Annotated in this window: 15 protein-coding genes; 2 read left to right on the top strand and 13 right to left on the bottom strand. The window is 68.5% G+C overall.

The genetic code is table 11. The features are described from left to right. Positions 1-167: 167 nt before the first annotated feature. From BL254_RS03310 to BL254_RS03270, 9 genes are all read right to left on the bottom strand, one after another. Complete coding sequence (locus BL254_RS03310) at positions 168-1,760, bottom strand: tryptophan halogenase family protein (RefSeq protein WP_076842484.1); 1,593 nt, start codon at positions 1,758-1,760, stop codon at positions 168-170. Between the two features lie 30 nt (positions 1,761-1,790). Continuing rightward, on the bottom strand, positions 1,791-2,957 hold the full coding sequence (locus tag BL254_RS03305) for an acyl-CoA dehydrogenase family protein (RefSeq protein WP_052914351.1): 1,167 nt from the start codon (positions 2,955-2,957) through the stop codon (positions 1,791-1,793). After that, a complete protein-coding gene (locus BL254_RS03300) occupies positions 2,954-3,646 on the bottom strand; it encodes a hypothetical protein (protein ID WP_076842483.1) in 693 nt (230 codons plus the stop codon). The genes BL254_RS03305 and BL254_RS03300 overlap by 4 nt, the downstream gene beginning before the upstream one ends. Beyond that, entirely contained in the window at positions 3,643-4,539 is an 897-nt protein-coding gene (locus BL254_RS03295; protein ID WP_139342161.1) for a hypothetical protein, read from the bottom strand. The genes BL254_RS03300 and BL254_RS03295 overlap by 4 nt, the downstream gene beginning before the upstream one ends. Continuing rightward, entirely contained in the window at positions 4,532-4,810 is a 279-nt protein-coding gene (locus BL254_RS03290; protein WP_047222033.1) for an acyl carrier protein, read from the bottom strand. The genes BL254_RS03295 and BL254_RS03290 overlap by 8 nt, the downstream gene beginning before the upstream one ends. Positions 4,811-4,876: 66 nt before the next feature. Then, a complete protein-coding gene (locus BL254_RS03285) occupies positions 4,877-6,166 on the bottom strand; it encodes a type III PLP-dependent enzyme (RefSeq protein WP_047222034.1) in 1,290 nt (429 codons plus the stop codon). Next, on the bottom strand, positions 6,163-7,512 hold the full coding sequence (locus tag BL254_RS03280; RefSeq protein ID WP_083730804.1) for an ATP-grasp domain-containing protein: 1,350 nt from the start codon (positions 7,510-7,512) through the stop codon (positions 6,163-6,165). The genes BL254_RS03285 and BL254_RS03280 overlap by 4 nt, the downstream gene beginning before the upstream one ends. 29 nt (positions 7,513-7,541) lie before the next feature. Beyond that, positions 7,542-8,471, bottom strand: a complete 930-nt coding sequence (locus BL254_RS03275) for a 3-oxoacyl-[acyl-carrier-protein] synthase III C-terminal domain-containing protein (protein WP_047222036.1) — start codon at positions 8,469-8,471, stop codon at positions 7,542-7,544. A gap of 223 nt (positions 8,472-8,694) precedes the next feature. Next, positions 8,695-9,678: a LysR family transcriptional regulator gene (locus tag BL254_RS03270; RefSeq protein WP_076842481.1), complete on the bottom strand. Its 984-nt coding sequence runs from the start codon at positions 9,676-9,678 to the stop codon at positions 8,695-8,697. A 336-nt stretch (positions 9,679-10,014) separates the two neighbouring features. Between BL254_RS03270 and BL254_RS03265 the strand changes: the two genes are divergently transcribed. Together BL254_RS03265 and BL254_RS03260 are read left to right on the top strand one after the other, a co-directional pair. Continuing rightward, the gene (locus tag BL254_RS03265; RefSeq protein ID WP_235433341.1) at positions 10,015-10,791 is read left to right on the top strand and encodes an ABC transporter ATP-binding protein; all 777 of its coding nucleotides are present in this window, start codon (positions 10,015-10,017) and stop codon (positions 10,789-10,791) included. Then, complete coding sequence (locus tag BL254_RS03260) at positions 10,791-13,301, top strand: FtsX-like permease family protein (RefSeq protein ID WP_076842480.1); 2,511 nt, start codon at positions 10,791-10,793, stop codon at positions 13,299-13,301. Before BL254_RS03265 ends, BL254_RS03260 begins: the two co-directional genes overlap by 1 nt. Positions 13,302-13,479: 178 nt before the next feature. Here BL254_RS03260 and BL254_RS03255 read toward each other — a convergent pair whose 3' ends face one another. From BL254_RS03255 to BL254_RS03240, 4 genes are read right to left on the bottom strand one after another with little or no spacing between them, the layout of a single operon-like run. Then, positions 13,480-14,178, bottom strand: coding sequence for a 2-hydroxychromene-2-carboxylate isomerase (locus tag BL254_RS03255; RefSeq protein ID WP_047222039.1), 699 nt, complete (start codon positions 14,176-14,178; stop codon positions 13,480-13,482). A 9-nt stretch (positions 14,179-14,187) separates the two neighbouring features. Continuing rightward, positions 14,188-14,934, bottom strand: a complete 747-nt coding sequence (fabG, locus tag BL254_RS03250; protein ID WP_076842479.1) for a 3-oxoacyl-ACP reductase FabG — start codon at positions 14,932-14,934, stop codon at positions 14,188-14,190. Positions 14,935-14,936: 2 nt separating this feature from the next. Further along, positions 14,937-15,419, bottom strand: coding sequence for a 3-hydroxyacyl-ACP dehydratase FabZ family protein (locus BL254_RS03245; RefSeq protein WP_047222041.1), 483 nt, complete (start codon positions 15,417-15,419; stop codon positions 14,937-14,939). 19 nt (positions 15,420-15,438) lie between these two features. After that, positions 15,439-15,819: a hypothetical protein gene (locus tag BL254_RS03240; RefSeq protein WP_052914354.1), complete on the bottom strand. Its 381-nt coding sequence runs from the start codon at positions 15,817-15,819 to the stop codon at positions 15,439-15,441. Positions 15,820-15,830: the final 11 nt, after the last annotated feature.

Raw genomic sequence — 15,830 nt, 5'->3', positions numbered from 1 at the left:
GGGAGGCCGGGAGGCCGGGAGGCCGGGAGGCCGGGAGGCCGGGAGGCCGGGAGGCCGGGAGGCCGGGAGGCCGGGAGGCCGGGAGGCCGGGAGGCAGAAAAACACCTCCCGGCCACCCGGCCCGGGTTTCCGAGAACTCAGGAACAGAAATACGACGTGACGAGAGGTCAGGCTCCGTGCAGGCTCTTCAGGTAGTCGTAGGTGGAGGGGAGCGTGGAAATCAGCTTCTCCTGGGTCCGCTTGATCTGGTCGAACACCGGCTCGGCGGACTCCACCTCCTCCGGACGGGCGGCCAGCGCGGGCAGCGGGTGGTCGGGCAGGAAGTTCAGGCCGGCGAAGATGCAGTAGTAGTTGCTGTTGTTCCAGAAGTTGCGGAACTCCACTTCGAAGTTCGCGTAGTAGGTGCTCTCGTCGGTGCTCGGCATGTTCACCGCGAGACCTACCCGGTACATTTTGATCTTTTCGGTGATGTCATCGGCGAGTACCAGGTCCTTGCACGCCCGCCAGAACGGCGTGTCGTTGCGCGGCGCGAAGGAGAAGTGCGCCTGGATGAAGTCGCGCGAGTCGTCGAACATGGTTTCGATCTCGGCGTTGAACCGGTCGATCAGGATCTGGTCGAACCGCTTGTCCGGGAAGTGCTTGGCCARCTGGAACAGTGCGGCGTAGATGAAGTAGATGCCGGTGGACTCAAGCGGCTCGAGGAAGCACGAGGACAGGCCGATGCTGACCACGTTCTTCACCCAGGTCCGCCGGTTGCGACCGACCCGGAACTTGATCTGGTTCAACGGCTGGGTCTCCGGGTCGAGGCCCCACAGCCGGCAGAACTCCAGGGTCGCGTCGTCACGTGACTGGAACCGGCTGGAGAACACGTATCCGGTGCCGAACCGGCCGAGCATCGGGATCTTCCAGGTCCACCCGGACGACATGGCGATCGCCGAGGTGTACGGCTCGACGCCGTTRGCCTCGTCGTCGTGCGGCACCTGGGTGGCCACCGCGCTGTCGTTGAGCAGGTGGTCGCTCATGTCCAGGAACGGTTCCTTCATCGYCTGGTTGATCAACAGGCCGCGGAACCCGGAGCAGTCCACGAACAGGTCGCCCTCGATCACCGCGCCGGACTTGGTGCGCAGTCCGGTGACATACCCACGATGGTCGATCAACGCCTCGGTCATCACGTCCTCGACGTGCACCGCGCCCTGCTTGTTCACCGCGAACCTGCGCAGGAAGTCGGCCACCAGGTTGGCGTCGAAATGCCACGCGTAGTTCGTCCACTTGGTGCCGTCGGCAAATCTCGGCGACAGCTTCTTGTCCATGACCGGGGGCTCGCGGTAGCAGGCGTAGTCGAACGGCTCGCTGGTCTGCCCGTTGAGTTTCTYGTACGTCCAGTGGTGCGACAGCGGCAGGTTGCCGTGGTTGGGCAGCAGGCCGAACAGGTGATAGTAGTGGTCAATCGAGTCACCGAACGGYCGGGCATCGGCCTCACCGGTGCCGTCAGTGCGCCAGTTGACGAATCTGATGCCCATCTTGTAGCTGGCGTTGCACTCGCGCATCCACTCTTCCTCCGCGAAGCCGAGAAAGTCGAAGAACGTCTTGTGCAGGTTGGGCACGGTGGCCTCGCCAATCCCGATCTTGGGAACCGACGGCGCCTCCAGCACGGTGATCTGCACGGCTGGGCCGAGCACCTTGCCGAGATAGGACGCGCTCATCCAGCCCGCGGTACCGCCCCCCAGGACGACGACCTTCGTGATCCGCTGATCTTCCATTGGCACTTGCCCCTCTTGTCCGAATTAATATCACCGTACGGTTTCGGAAGATGGCACTTCGTGGTTGTCAACCTTCCCGGACAACAGCCCCTGGAAGATCGTGAGTTTCTGCATGTGCGTGGTGCCCTCGATGAACTCCATCGACTTGGCGTCACGTACGAGCTTGTCCAGCAGTGGATGTTCCAGCCGGGCGCCGGCACCGAGGAGCCCACAGGCTGTCCGGGTGGCCCGCTCGGCGAGGGCGCTGGCTCTCGCCTTGGCCGCGGAGGCCAGGTGGCCGTCGGCCGGCCGGGCGTCAATCATGGCCGCGGATGCCTCGACCAGGTGGCGCGTGCCGTCGATCTGGCGGCGCAGGTCGTCCAGCCGCAGTTCCTCCTCTCGGCGCAGCGACCGGCGGTTGGAGACCGCGTATTCGTAGGCGGCCCTGGCGATGCCCAGCCCGATAGCCGCGACGCCGGGCCTGAGCTGATTGAAKGTCTGGACGAAAGCCCAGACACCGCGTCGGGTCGGCGACAGCTGCCGGCCGAGGAACGCGTCGTCGGGCACCTCGACCGAGTCCATACTGATCGCGCTGATCCTGGCCCCACGCAGACCGATCATGTCCAGCGGGACCGCCTCGAACCCGTCGATCGGGGTCTCCAGCAACACCGCGCGGATACCTAGCGGCCCTGGCTTCAGCCGGGCGAACACCACCCCGATCCGCGCCCGGCAGGCGTTGCCGACGTAGCGTTTGGTACCGGACAGCCGCGCGGGCGAGCCGGGGTGGATCACGGTGCGCATGGCGCCGACGTCCGACCCGCCCGCCGGCTCGGTCAGCGCGAAGAACGTCCACAACGGCCTGTCCAGCATCCGCTGGTAGAACAGGGCTTTCTGAGCCGGGTCACCGAACTGCTGAAGGAACACGCCAGCCAGCAGCGGGCCGGGTGACGCGACCAGCATGCCGGCGTCCGCGGCGGCCAGCTCCTCCATCACCACGACCCGCTGGGCGGCAAGGGTGCCGTCGAAGCGGTGCCCGTCGATCGGCTCCGGCTCGTGCCCGTACTCGACCGGAACGCCCATGGTGGACAGGAACCTCACCGCTGGCAGGTCGAAGTGCGCGCGGATGGCCTCGGGATCAGCGTCCAGCTCCAGCGCGTGCCGGCGGAAGTCCACCCCCCACTCGCGCACCTGCCCGCGCAGCGTGTCCAGCGGGGTCACGACCGCTCCCCTGGCACGTACACCCCGGCCATCAGTTCGGACACGTCCGCGGCGTGGCCGGTCCCGCCGGCCAGGTAGCCGCTCGCGCCGAGCAGGTGCAGCAGCTCGCGGTCCGCGTCAGTGATCTGCTCGTGCAGCCGGCCGAGGGTGTCCTCGGTCCGCTCGCCAGCGCTGGTAATCACAGCGCGGATCTCCAGGTGTTCCAGCAACACGTCGGCCAGCGCGCCCTTGACCAGTTGTTGCTGCAGCAGCACCGAGCTGCCCACCGTACGGCCCGCGAGGTAGGTGACGCAGGCGTCGCGAAGCCCCTCGGACAGGCCCAGCCGCAACCAGAGCAGCCCGCGCAGCCACAGCGTGCGCGGCTGCGCGGAGGCGGAGAACGCGCCGACGTGGCCGGGCTCGCGCGAGTGACCCAGCATCGCAACCGGCCCGCCGGGCAGATCCACGACGCCCAGAGTCTCCAGCTCGACGTGGTCCTCGGTGGTCATACCGTCCACCCACAGCCGGCTCGCCTCGCCGGCCAGCGCGGCCGGCATCACCGCGTGTCCGCCCGGCCCACAGGGGATCAGCCCCGGCAACAACGCCTCACGCAGGGCGGCCAGACCTGGAGCCAGCCCTTCCTCGCGGGCCGTCCGGTGGCAGCGCGCCCAGAGGCCGGGGTCGAAGCCGGTCCGCACCACCGTGGTCATCGAAATCCTCTGAAGATCACGCACGCGCTCACGTCACCACGGGCCGGATCCGCGTCCACCAACACAGTCAGCGAGCCTGGCCGGGCTGGCTGGCCGAACCGGGTGGCCAGCGCCGACCACAGCCCGCTACACGGAAATCCGTTGTCGATCCGAGTGACCCGACCGAACTCGGCCGGCACCTGCCCGGTCTCGACTCCCGGGCCGGCCAGCACCTCGACCGGCGTTCCCCCAACGCCGCCGGGCAGCGCCTGGCCGATCGCCTGGCCGATCGCCTCGGCCACCGCACCGGACAGATTCGTACGCCGAGCCCCGGCGACATGGCCGAACGACATGCTGTCACCGCCCTCGCCAAGCACCAGGGCGACCCCGGCATCGCCGGCCGGGGCAACCCCTGGCGCCAGGTCGTAGGGCAGGGTGGACTGGTCGAGCACGAGCACCACCGCTCGGCGCAGGCTGTGCCGGGCGGTGTACGCGCCGGCCAGCCGCAGGGCGGTGAACGGCGTGCATCCACCGTTCTCCGACACCGCGAAGGAGAGCAGCACGCCGGGCAGGTCAGACAGGTAGGTGGCCGCGGCGTACCGGCAGTCCAGGTCCGGGGTGGCGTGCGCGACCACGGCAACGCCGAACGGATCCGGTGCCGGGGCCAGCCCGTCGACCAGCGCGGCGGACATGGCCGCGAAGGTGTTGCCGCGCGACCGGGCCGCGACGTCGGCGCGGTAGGTCATACCGTAACCGCTAGTCAGGTCGGTGAAATGCCGCTCGGAGAACGGGTCGTCGATGCGCCCCCCGCCGGGCCCGAACTGGCGGTGGGCAACCTCGACCAGCCCGAGCCCGGCCATCCGGCCGCCGGGGGCCGGCGTTACCGGTGCCGCCGTCGCGTACACGTCAGTCACCCGTCTCCGACACGACGAAGTCGGCAAGCGAACGAACCGTCTCGAAGTGGCCCATCTCCAGGTTGTCCGTGTCGAACTCGACGTCGAGTGCCTCCTCCAGGCGCATGAGCAGCTCGAACACGCCGGTGGAGTCAAGGCCGAGCTGATCGAACAGCCGGGAGTCCTCGGTGATCTCCGGCAGGTCRTACTCCAGAATCTCGATCAGCGCCGAGGAGATCGCGGCGACGATGCGGTCTCTGCGCACGGTCGTCGCGGTGGCCGTGTCTGTCATGGGACAGTCCCTTCGTCTCAGTTGCCCCGCAGCTCAGTTGCCCTGCTGCTCGGTCGCCCCACGGCTTCAGTTGGCCCGCGGCATGGCCACCGCGGTCAGGTCGGGCAGACGCTGCTGGCGGAGCAGGTCCTCCGGGCGGTCACGCTCGCGGACGAGGTACGGCTGCCCGCAGTGGACGAGCACCTCGGCGGGGTGGCCGTGGCTGAGGAAGAACACCGGTGACGCGCTGGGGCCGTATGCGCCGGACCGGAGCACGCCGATCAGATCGCCCGGCCGCACCGGCGGCAGCTCCACCTTCTTGCCGAGGGTGTCGTTCGGAGTACACAGTGGGCCGGTGACGTGCCAGCTCTCCGACGCCGGCTCGTCGATCCGGTTGAGCAGCAGCATCGGGAAGTTGCGCTTGACGAACGATCCGATGCCCACCGCGGCCATGTGGTGGTTGGTGCCGCCGTCGGCGACCGCGAACCGCTCGCCGAGCGAGGTCTTGGTGTACTCGACCCTGATCACATAGGTACCGGCCATCGCGGTGAGGTACCGGCCCAGTTCCATGACCAGTCGGGTGCCCGGGTGCCGGGTGGCGAAGTCACCGACCACCGGGTTCATCCTGGTGGCCAGCGCGGCAAGATCGAGATCGTCCTCGCCGTCGAAGTAGGCGATGCCAAGGCCGCCGCCGATGTCCACCAGGTCCAGYGGGAAGCCCAGCGTGGCGGAGATCCGCTCGGCGAGGTCGAGGATGCGCTCGGTGTTGTTGGCGACCGCGTCCGCGTTCAGGATCCGGGTGCCCATGTAGGCATGCACACCCATCAACCGCACACTCGGATGCCGTTCGGCCAGATCAGGGGTGGCCAGCAGCTGCGCCTCGTCGATGCCGAACTGCCGGGCCCTGCCACCCATGGTCAGCCCGGAACCCTTCACCTGGAAGCTCGGGTTGACCCGCAGCGCGACCGGGGCGATCATTCCACGCTCGCCGGCCAGTTCGTTGATCGTGGCCAGCTCGCCGAAGGACTCGCAGACGATCGTGTGTACGCCGCGCTCCAGGCAGGCGACCAGTTCGGCGCGGCTCTTGCCGGGGCCAAGAAAGATGATGTCCTCGCCGGCCACGCCGGCACGCAGCGCGGTGGTCAGCTCGACCATGGAGGACACCTCGGCCCGCGCGCCGCGTGAGTGCAGCAGGGCGCAGACCGCGATGTTCGGATTGGCCTTGAGCGAGAAGAACACCTCGAGACGAGGGTGCATCACGTCGAGCAGCGTGGTCAGCCGCCCGATCAGCTCGTCCGAGTCGTAGACGTAGAGCGGGGTACCGAAACGCCGTGCCAGCTCGGACACCGTGACGCCCTGCACGTCGAACTCGGTCATGACGGAATCCCTTCGGCAAGCCGGGCGGTGACCGCGGCATCGATCACGGCCACCTCGGCGGYGGTGTCCGCGATCAGCAGGCCGTAGAGCCGGCCGTCGAACGGCCCTTCCGCGCGGGCGCCGGCGTTGACCGTGGCGAAGTTGTTGACCAACAGGCCGCTGCCACCCACCCCGGACAGCAGCAGGCCGTCCAGCAGCCGGGCGGCGTCGGCGAAGCCGAGCGGTTCGGCGAGCCGGAGCGGGTAGTGCCTGGCCATGGCCACCCGTCCGACGCCGAGGAACCGTTCCTGCAGCAACACCTGGTAGGTGGACATGTTGTTACGCGCGTTGATCTCGATCACCGGGTAGAGCCCGCCGGCCGGATCGGTCAGCGCGTCCACCCCGACCACGCCGAAGTAGCCGTCCTCGGCCAGCCGCTTGCCCAGCAGGTCGGCGCACATGGTCAGCTGGTCCACGTGCGCGCCGGACAGGTCCGCGGGCATCCAGTGCCCCTTGTKGACCCCGTTCTCGGTGATCGCTTCCTTGACGAAGTCGAAGCTCACCGAGCCGTCGCGGCTGACGGTGAACTGGTAGTTGAGGTCGCTGGCCTTGTCCACCCAGTCCTCGAGCACGAACGCGATCCGTTCGTCGCCGCGGCGGTGGACCCGATCGGCGATCATCCGGTATGTGCGGTCGAGCCGGCGCTCGCTGTCCAACACGGCGATGCCCTTGCCGGAGACGCCGAACGCCTCCTTGAGCACCACCCTGCGGCCGGTGGCCAACAGTCCGCGCGCCCATTCGACCGCGGCGGCCAACTGCTCCAGCGTGTCGCAGGCCCGGCCGTCCGGCTGGCGCAGGCCGAGTTCGTCGGCGAGCCTGCGGCTGTACACCTTGCTGTTGACCGCTTTGCACACCAGGGCGCTCGGAGCGGCCAGCGTCAGCCCGGTGGCGGCGGCCAGTTCCTCCTCCACTTCGGACACCCCGTGCACCGCGATCGACGCGTCCAGCGTGGACAGCCGTGCCAGCAGCTCGTTGTCGCGCAGTATGTCCTCGGTGACCGTGCGCTGCGGGTCCTGYTGGGACACCACGTGCACGGTGGGCAGTTCGAGCCCGAGGGCGCGCAGGTAGTCCACGTAGGCGGGGTCCGGCGCGGTCTTGAGCACCACGTGGTCGCCAGCGGCGGCCAGCAGCATGGCGAACTCGTCCATCCGGTTCACCACTGCGGTGCCCGCGGCGGCGGAGAACCGGGGCAGGGTGTGCTCGCCGCGCGCCCACTGCTCCTCGACCTCGAAGTTGCCGAGGAGGACTACAGCCGCGTCCGGCGAGCCGACCAGCGCCTTCCTGAGCCTTCTGGTGAAGCCCGTCATGACACTCCTCAGTGCTGGAAGACCATCCCTCAGTGCTGGAAGACCATCGCGGCGAACGTCTGGCCGAGCCCGGCCGAGGTCATCAGGTAGTGGTCACCAGGGTTGAGCAGGCCGCGGTCGGTAACCGTCCGGTAGTTGATGAACGGGTCGGCGCAGAAGCAGTGCCCGGTGGCGGCCAGGTTGTCCAGAAAGATCCGCTCCTTGGGCAGGCCGAGCTTGTCCGCGGCCACCGTCCAGGACACCCGGTTGACGTTGTGCGGCAACACCAGCGCCAGGTCGGCCACTGTGATCCCGGCCTGCGCGGTGGCGGCCCGCACGACATCCTCCAGGGCGTCCTGGTAGATCTGCCGTGCCTGCCTGGCCACGTCGGGGGTCATATCGATCATTCCGTCCGGCCGGCCGTGGACACGGGCCGCGTAGCCGGTCATCCGGTCCCTGGTGCCGCCGGCGCTGACCAGCACCGCGGCCGTCCCCTCGCCCATGATCGAGACATCGGCGACCCACTGAGAGAACGGGGTGAAGGTCCTGTCCCCCGCCAGGATCAGCGCGAGCCCGTCCGGGTCGCCGTCCGCGGCCAGCAGGGTCGCGCACACGTCAAAGGCCAGCAGCCCGGTGGCGCATCCGTGGTCGGCGACGGAGAAGGTGGTGGCGTTGGTCAGGCCGAGCGCCGCACGCACCTCCTGCAGCGGGCTGTGCGGGTAGGGCGCGGTGGTGCGCAGGCCCTTGGCCCGCACCAGGTAGCGGACCCGCTCCTCCTGGCCGGCCAGCTCAGTCAGCTTGTCGGCCGCGGCCCGCAGCAGGTCGGTCTCGGACTCCTCGGCGGACTTGCAGATCTCGGAGAGCCCGTAGAGCCGGGTGAACCGGCGCACCTGGAGATCGGTCAGCCCGAGGGGCTCCTTCAGGTCGACGACCTTGATCGTCTCAGGCAGATGACTGGACACCGCGACCAACGACGTCATAGCGGGGTCGGCCTCCTCCTCGCTCGCGCTACCGTGGCGTTMTGCGTTCAGGCTTGTCCGTGCGGCTGACGCTCCACTGACGCGCTGGTGACATGCGGTAGGCCCCAGATCTGATCACGCATGTCCGGCCGGGGTGGTTGTGTATCTTCAGCAAGGTGCCGGCAGCACGGTGCGGGCGGGCAAGCGGGCCGGCGTCGTGCGGCACGGGCGGGTGGGGCCGTGGTCAGGACGCGACGGTCAGACCCGGACCGGTGAGATAGTCGGCCAGCTCGGGGGATTCCGCGGGGTGTTCGATCATCCAGGCCCACACCTGCGGAATCGTACGTGCGTACTCGCAGTAATATTCACGTAAAGTATTTACCAGTACACTTACCGTATTCAAATGCAGTGATCCCTTACGCCACACCAGAAGCAGCTGGCTGCGCGGCACGCTTGACAYGCCGACCAGGGCGACCTCGTCAGTCGCCCCGGTCGGCGGGGTCAGCGCGACCGCGTTGGCGTCGCGAACCCAGGCCATCGCCTCGGCATGCCCGCCGACGTAGTGCAGTACGTTCGGAATCTTCTGATCGAATCGACCGAACAGGTACTCCTCCACCGGGTGAAACCAGTTCCCGCGCACACGCCTGACCCAGTTCAGGTCACTCAGCGACGACTCGGTCAGCACGGGCTGGCCGGCCAGGCGGTGCCCGCGAGGCAGGGCCACCCAGACCGGCTCACGCGCTATGATCTCCATGGTCAGTCCGGGTTCCAACAGGGTGCCCGGCGTGATGCCCTCCAGCCAGGGCACCAGCGCGACACTCAGCCCGCCACTGATCACCGCGGCCATACCGGCCGCCGGATCCATGGTCACGGTTTGTACATCCAACTCGGGCAGCGAAGCCCGCAGTGCATCACGGAGAGTAACAGGAGTCCATTCGGCATTGCCGATACGCAACACCTCGGACGGGGGCGACGACGCCTCGGCCATCACCGCGTCGGCCCGGTTGGCCAGGTCGACCAGCATCGGGATCAACCTCTCGCCCAGCGGAGTCGGAGTGATGCCGAAGCTGGACCGGACGAACAGGTCGCCGCCAATTGCCTTCTCGATTCGRCGGAGCTGGTAGGTCAGGCTGGGCTGCGGCAGGGCGAGCTTGGCCGCCGCCTTGGAGATGCTCCCGGACTCGGCGATCATGGCAACCACACGAGCATGCCGGATCTCCAGATTCATGGCACCCCTAGTCCGTTCATGGTCCCCCGAGCCCCCGCCCAGCCGAGCACGCTCTCGCGCGATCAGCCGGTTACCAAGGGATCCCAATCTCCAAAGTACCGCATCGCGAACATTCCAAGCAGGTCTCAGCCGATCCTGCGGGAAAGCCTTTGTGGGTCAATGGGACCGCCCTACCCGACCAGGCTAGGCTTGACGTGGCTACCATCCGATCGGCGATGATCCACCAGTAAATCGCACATAGGCCTGAGCCGTTCGGGCCGGACCAGATGCTACATCCGGACGAGAATTACGATCACCTCCCGTAGTGCAGCAGTCTAACCAGGGGAGCAAAACACTGTGGCCACATCCCGCATCGCGGTGGACGATGTCGTGCGCCTGGATGCCGTCCGAAAGGTCTACGGCAACTCCCGGACCGGCGTCGTCGCACTGGATTCAGTGTCGATCGGCTTCCGCCGCCACACCTTCACCGCGGTGATGGGCCCGTCGGGTTCCGGTAAAAGCACCTGCCTGCACTGCGCGGCCGGACTGGACACCCCGACATCGGGATCGGTGACCCTGGACGGCCGAGAGATCACCAAACTAGGTGAACGCGAGCTGACTATTCTGCGTCGCGAAAGAATCGGGTTTGTTTTCCAAGCGTTCAATTTGCTGCCCGCGCTCACCGTGGTGGAGAACATCGCGCTGCCGGTGCGCCTTGCCGGCCGCCGGCCCAGACGAGGCGCGGTGGACACGGTGCTGGAACAGGTCGGGCTCAGCGAGCGCCGCAAGCACCGGCCCGGCGAACTGTCCGGCGGCCAGCAGCAACGGGTGGCCATCGCCAGAGCACTGATCACCCAGCCTTCGGTGATCTTCGGCGACGAGCCGACCGGCGCGCTGGATGCCTACACCGCCCTGGAAATCCTCGACCTGTTGCGGCAGGCGGTCCGCAGCGGCGGCCAGACTGTTGTGATCGTCACTCACGACCCTGTCGTTGCCGCGCATGCCGACCGGGTGGTGTTCCTGGCCGGCGGCCGGTTCGTCGGCGAGATCCTTGAGCCGACGGCGCAGGTGCTGGCCGAACAGATGATCAAGCTCGGTACGCAGGGCAGGACACCGGCGGGGCAGGTGTCCTGATGCTGCTACTGGCCCTGCGGACCCTGAGATACCGCGCCGGCGGCTTCGTCGCGTCGTTCGTCGCGCTGTTCTTCGGCACGGTGCTGGTGATGGCCTGTGGCGGTCTCATGGAGACCGGGATCCGTACCGCGGTCCCGCCACAGCGACTGGTCGCCGCCGATGTCGTGGTCACCGGCGACCAGTCACATCCGGAACCGATCCGACTGGACGCCACGCTGGTGACCAGGATCAGGTCGGTGCCCGGCGTCGCCGATGCCGTGCCGGACGTGTCGTTCCCTGCCGCGCTGCTGCGCGACGGCATGCCGGTTACCGATGGCGACCAGCAGATCGGGCACGCCTGGGCGTCGGCCGCGCTCGGTCGATACGGGATCCGCGACGGCGCCGCGCCAGCCGAACACGAGATCGCGGTGGACACGGCAACCGCGACGCGGGCCGGCGTCGGGGTCGGTGACCAGGTCGACGTCGTGGTACGCGGTACCCCCGCGCGGTTCCGGGTCAGCGGCGTGGTGTCCGCGGACCAGATCATCGCGGGCGCGTTGTTCTTCGCCGAACCCGACGTCGCCAGGATCGTGCCCGCGGGTGACCAGGTGGACGCGATCGGCGTGCTCGCCGCGCCGGGCTTCCAAAGTGGACAGCTGCGCGACGCGCTGGCCACAGCGCTGAAGGACACGCCCACGACGCTGTTGACCGGGGACGAGCGCGGCCTGGCCGAGTTCGCCAGCGCCGCGGACGGCGGCGAGACGATGATCGTGCTGGCCGGTGTGTTCGGCGGGCTCGCCGTGCTGGTGGCAATCTTCGTGGTGGCCAGCATCCTGGGTCTCTCCGTGCAACAACGACAGCAGGAGATGGCGCTGCTGCGGGCGATCGGCGGCACACCTGGCCAGCTGCGCCGGCTGCTGCTCGGCGAGACCATGATGATCGGCCTGCTGGCCGCCGCGGCCGCGTACCCGTTCGGTAGGCCGGTTGGGCGATTCCTGTTCGACCAGTTGGCCGACGGCGGTGTGGCTCCTCCGGCGATCGTGTTTCACCAGGGCTTCGTGCCGACRCTGGTCGGCTCGGCGGTGACCATGCTGACCGCGCTGCTCGCCGCCTGGGCGGCCGGCTGGGCCGCGGCACGCACCCGGCCGACCGAGGCGCTGGTCGAAGCCGGCCTGCAGCGGCGCTGGGTGAGCTGGCCGCGCATCCTGTTCGCGGTGCTGTTCCTGGCCGGCGGAATGGCCCTGACCCTGGTGACCGCACTGGTGATGAAGGGCCCGGTCGCGGCGAGCACGGCCGGCCCGACCGCCATGTTGTGGGCCACTGGTTTCGCGCTGCTCGGCCCCGRCCTGACCCGGGTGATCGTCCTGGTGCTGTACGTGCCGCTTCGTGCGATGTGCGGGCTCTCCGGCCATCTTGCCCTGCTCAACGCGAGAACACGGCGGATCAGGACGGCCGGCATGATTATGCCGATCATGCTTGCCACCGGCCTGGCCACCTCGTTGCTGTATCTCCAGACGTCCCAGTCCGAGGCCGCCGATCGGGCCTACACGGAGAACCTGCGCGCCGACGCCGCGCTCGTCTCCACCGCCGGCGGCTTCCCGGTCAACCTGGTGCGGTCGGTGCGCACGCTGCCCGGTGTCGGCCAGGCCAGCGCGGTGGTGAACAGCGAGGGATACCTGGAAAGCGAGGAGGTTGCGGAGACCGGCTACCGGGAGACCGTGCCGCTGCAGGGCATCACCGCCGACGGCGCGGACCGCACCGCCCCGGTCGCGCTGACCGCGGGCACGCTGGCCGATCTGCGTGGCGACACAGTGGCGCTGGCCACGACAAGCGCGCGGCACTTCGGTTACGAGCTCGGCGACACGGTGCCCCTGTGGCTGGGCGACAACACCAGGGTCTCGGCGAAGGTGGTCGCGCTGTTCGCCGCGCGCCACGGGTTCGAGACCATGCTGGCGCCCGCCGAACTTGTCGCCCCGCACACCAGAACCGGTCTGGCGCAGGAGATCCTGGTACGCGCCGCTCCCGGCGTCGCGCCGGGCACGCTCATCGCGACTCTCGCCGACTTCGCCGCCGACCATCCCGGCCTGCGTGTGGCCGGCCAGGACACCCTGCGCTCGGCACACGCGGAGCAGGAGCAGACCGGTGTGTGGATCAACTATCTGCTGGCCTTTATGATCATCTGCTATACGGTGATCTCGCTGGTCAACACCCTGATCGTGGCCACCGCCGAGCGTCGCAGGGAGTTCGCCGTACAACGCCTGATCGGCACCACCCGCGGCCAGGTTCTGGGCATGATGAGCGCCGAGGCGGTGCTGGTGGTCGTCGGCGGCATCATCCTCGGCACCCTGGTGTCGATCACCACACTGGTACCGTTCAACCTCGCGCTCAGCGACTCGCCGCTGCCGCACGGCCCACTGTGGATCTACCTGGCGGTGACCGGATCAGCCGCCGCGCTCACCCTGCTGGCCACCCTGCTCCCCACCCTCTACGCTCTGCGCACCCCACCCGTTGCCGCGTCAACCACCCCGTGACATCGTCCGTCCAGGTCCGTCCAGCACGCGTTGGAACACAGGGCGAACGCCGGAACAGGGCAGGAGACACGTCCTCGAGCAACACGGCTGGACGGGCCGGAGGGGTCAGGCGAATCCACGTGGTTTGCGGATCACCAGTTCGCCGGCGCTCGGCCCGTCCCCGGCACGAATCCGCAGGTCAGCCGCAACCGCCGACGTGGCCTTCGTCGGACGAGCGGCCCAGGCCCACCGTTCCGGCGCGTATCGCGGGCAGGCCGGTGGCGGGGACGAGACGGGCACGCAGCTCGGCGGCGAAGTCGGCCAGGCGTTCCACACCCCAGTACCGGTTGAAGCCGTTGACGAAGAACGGGACGCCGAACACGCCGTCGCGGCAGATCCGCTCGAGGATGGCGCAGCCGTCCGCGCGCAGATCAGGATCGTCCGCGGCGGACGCGGCGGCGTCAGGGTCCACGCCGATGGACGCGGCGATCTCGGCGACGATGGCACGGTCGCAGATGTCACGGCCCTGCTCCCAGCGCGTCCGGTACGTGGCGGCCACGTACTCCCGGCCGAGGCCGGCACGCTCGGCCACCAGGTAGGCCAGGTGCGGGATCTCCCACACCGGAGCCCGGTCCACCGGCCAGGCCAGCGGCACGGCAGCCTGCCTGGCCAGCCGGCTGACGTCCTGCAGGATGTAGAGGTGTTTGGCCCGCGACATCGCCGAATAGGGGAACGTGCCGGTCAGCGCGGCGGCGCTGCGTTCGTCCGGCTCCCAGAACGGGACCCATTCGACGAGCTCGGCAATGTCCGGGTATTCGGCGAGCAACCGGCGGTAAGCCAGCCAGGAATACGGACTGCGCAACGAGAAGTAGAACCTCGGGGTGCGGGCCTTGGTCATGGAAAACCCCTAGAGAGTCAGACCGCCATCGACGCCGAAAGCCTGGCCGGTGATATAGGTGGACCGGTCGGACACCAGGAACGACACCAGGTCGGCCACCTCCTGCGGGCGACCGAACCGTCCGAGCGGGATGCGCTCGGTCATCTTTTCGACATGCTCGTCGGACAGACCGCCGAGCATGTCGGTGTCTATGAAGCCGGGCGCGACCGCGTTGACCCGGATGCCGTAGGGGCCGACCTCCCTGGCCAGTGYCATGGTGAACCCGATGATGCCGGCCTTGGACGCCGAATAGTTGGTCTGTGTCGCGTTGCCGTACACACCGGCCACCGAMGACATGGTCACCACCGCGCCGGCCCGCCGCTTCATCATGGAGAAAACCGCGGCCTTGCACACGTGATATGTTCCGTCCAGGTTGACCCGCAGCACGGCCTGCCAGTCGTCGTCCTTCATCAGCACCAGCGGATTGTCCCGCACAATGCCGGCGCACGACACGACCGCGGCCAGCGGGCCGAGTTCACCCTCAGTGGCCCTGACGAACTGGCTGACCGCACGGCGTTCGCCCACGTCAACTTTTTGCAGGTACACCGCCGCACCGGCGGCGGACGCCTCCTTGGCCACCGTTTCCGCGGCGTCCTGACTGGACACATAACAGAACGCCACGTCGAAACCGTCGGCGGCAAGACGGGTCACCACCTGATGCCCGATACCGCGCGAGCCTCCGGTCACCAGCGCCACCGGGCGCCCGGTCGGGGACATGGTCACTCCTTCGTCTCGAGCCGCAGCATGTCGATCGTGCGCGATGCCAGGGTGAACTGGCCGACCCGGACCACGGTGACGCCGTCCACCTCGGTGCGACCGGTGAAGATCGCCGCATCGTCGACCGCCCGGACCAGTTCGACGTGGTGCCGCAGCACACTCCCCGGATACACCGGGTGCGGCAGCTCGACCCTGCGGATCCCGGCGAGCAGTTCCACCCGCCCGGTCARCACGTCCGGGTTGGGTTCGGCCCAGCGGGCCAGCAGCACCGCGGCCTGTGCCCATGACTCCAGCAGCAGGCTCACCGGATACGCGTAGGCCTCCGGCGCCGCGTACTCGTCCAGGTCCGCGAAGTGCGGTTCGCGGCTGGTAACCGCCTTGTAGGCCACCAGGCTCCTGCCAGGGTCCACTTCGGACACACCGTCGAGCAGCAGGACCGGGAACCGGTGCGGGATGATTCTCTTGATCTCCGCAACACCGATCATCGCTCACCTCCCTGGTAGCTCAGCCGCCTGATAACTCGGTCGCCTGACAGCTCAGCTGTCTGACTAGCTCGGTCGCCTGATAGCTCAGTCGCACGTCTGCCACCGGGCCGACCGCGGTGGCTACCGTGGCCACGCAACGCAGTTCACCGTTGTCCACGGCCAGTGACGCCTCGATGGCCAGCTCGTCGCCGGGGAACACCGGCCGGTGGAACTTGGCGCGCTCCACCGCCACCGGACGTATCCCGGCCTGCGCGGTGGCCGCCCGCACCGCGGCACTCACGTACTCGACCAGGAAAAGCCCTGGCAGCAGGGCGAATCCCCGATAGTGACCAGCGAACACCGGGTCGGCCGGGTCGATGGTGGCGCGCGCGGACAGCCCGGTCGGGCCGGACCGCACCATCCTCATCACCT

The sequence above is a fragment of the Protofrankia sp. BMG5.30 genome (assembly GCF_001983005.1).
Classification (GTDB): domain Bacteria; phylum Actinomycetota; class Actinomycetes; order Frankiales; family Frankiaceae; genus Protofrankia; species Protofrankia coriariae.
The sequence above is the reverse complement of the archived record's forward strand: the minus strand, read 5'-3'. Positions and strand labels throughout refer to the sequence as shown.

Coding starts and splice junctions, on each gene's coding strand:
- BL254_RS03240 (WP_052914354.1), bottom strand. CDS start 15,819: ATGGTGCGGTCCGGCCCGACCGGGCTGTCCGCGCGCGCCACCATCGAC.
- BL254_RS03300 (WP_076842483.1), bottom strand. CDS start 3,646: ATGACCACGGTGGTGCGGACCGGCTTCGACCCCGGCCTCTGGGCGCGC.
- BL254_RS03275 (WP_047222036.1), bottom strand. CDS start 8,471: ATGACGTCGTTGGTCGCGGTGTCCAGTCATCTGCCTGAGACGATCAAG.
- BL254_RS03255 (WP_047222039.1), bottom strand. CDS start 14,178: ATGACCAAGGCCCGCACCCCGAGGTTCTACTTCTCGTTGCGCAGTCCG.